We start from the raw sequence: 1,285 nt of genomic DNA on the forward strand, positions 1-1,285 counted from the left end.
ATCCTAGGCAGTCTCTTTCTTTTTCAGGGAATTATAGTATTGCTGTCGTTTGACCATCGGAGGAAGTCCTCCATTGGCCGAGCAGATTCTACGATTATTCCAATAGCTGATGAAATATCTCCAAATAACCGTCTTAAGTTCCTCTGTGGTCATCTTCTCTGTCTCATAACGGCCATATAGCAGCTCTGATTTCATTCTCGCCCACATGCTTTCACAACGGGCGTTGTCATGGCATCTCCCTCCCGCGCTGTTCATGCTTTGCCTTATGTCATATTTGCAGACCGCATCCCGGTAAGCCTGACTGGTATACTGGCTCCCCCTGTCGCTGTGGATAATTGCTCCACGGAGGCTTGGCTCCGCTTTAACGGCGTTTTCCAGCGTTTGTACACATAATGGAGCTTTCATGTTCGTGTCCATCGCCAGCCCGACTACGCTGGAATCAAAACAGTCAAAAACAGCAGAAACATACAGCTTTCCATTATTGGCTTTGATCTGCGTTATATCTGTTACGCATTTGGACAATGGTTTTTCTGCCTGGAAATCCCGTTTTAGGAGATCCTCTGATTTTCTGGCTTCCCGGTCTGCCTTCGTGATCCCATTCGGTTTGCGTCCGGGATGATGGCTGATCCCGATTTCCTCCATAATACGGTAAACCGTGCGTTCGCTAGGGATATCCGTGTTTTCCGGATACTTCAAAGTTAATGCCTGATACATCCGAATACGTCCGTAAGTGTCATTACATTCGTCTTCCATAAGTATTTCCATCATGGCGTCTGCCAAATGCTGATACTTCCATGGGCGCTCTTTATTCACAAGATATTGATAAAATCCCTGCCTGCTGACATGGAGGATTCTACAGTAGAAGGCGATATCTCCTTTCAATTCGCCGTCTTTTGTCTTAAGAGCAATGAACTTCATTCTTTCGTTTTTGCTGACTTCAGACGGCTCGCGGCGAAAAAAGCGCTGGCTTCCTCCAGAAAATCCTTTTCTTTTTTCAAACGGCGGATTTCCTTTTCCTGTTCCTTAACCTGCTGGCGGAGCCGGAGCAGTTCTTCATTAAGTGTCATGGCACTTTGTGGGGTTTGTGAGCCTGCCCAAAGGTCAAGACTGCCAAGTCGGTGGGCCCTTACCCAGCCATACATGGTATTCTTGGGCACCCCCAATTCCTTTGCGGCTTTTGCTTGTCCGATCTCTTTAGCAAGCCTGACTGCCTGTACTTTGTATTCATGGTCGTATTGTCTGTTTTCTGCCATTTTTGTCCACTCCTTATTCTCTTGATTATATA

General features: G+C 46.6%; 2 protein-coding genes. Both read right to left on the bottom strand.

Annotated features, from left to right (window positions below; genetic code table 11):
* Window positions 1-3: 3 nt before the first annotated feature.
* Window positions 4-918: an IS3 family transposase gene (locus tag D1159_RS18890; protein WP_161847122.1), complete on the bottom strand. Its 915-nt coding sequence runs from the start codon at window positions 916-918 to the stop codon at window positions 4-6.
* Window positions 915-1,285, bottom strand: a 371-nt coding sequence (locus D1159_RS18895) for a transposase (RefSeq protein WP_243152410.1), incomplete at its 5' end; no start/stop codon positions are given. The genes D1159_RS18895 and D1159_RS18890, both read right to left, overlap by 4 nt.

The organism is Pseudoflavonifractor sp. 524-17 (assembly GCF_009935845.1).
Classification (GTDB): Bacteria; Bacillota; Clostridia; order Oscillospirales; family Oscillospiraceae; genus Pseudoflavonifractor_A.

Coding starts and splice junctions, on each gene's coding strand:
- D1159_RS18890 (WP_161847122.1), bottom strand. CDS start 918: ATGAAGTTCATTGCTCTTAAGACAAAAGACGGCGAATTGAAAGGAGAT.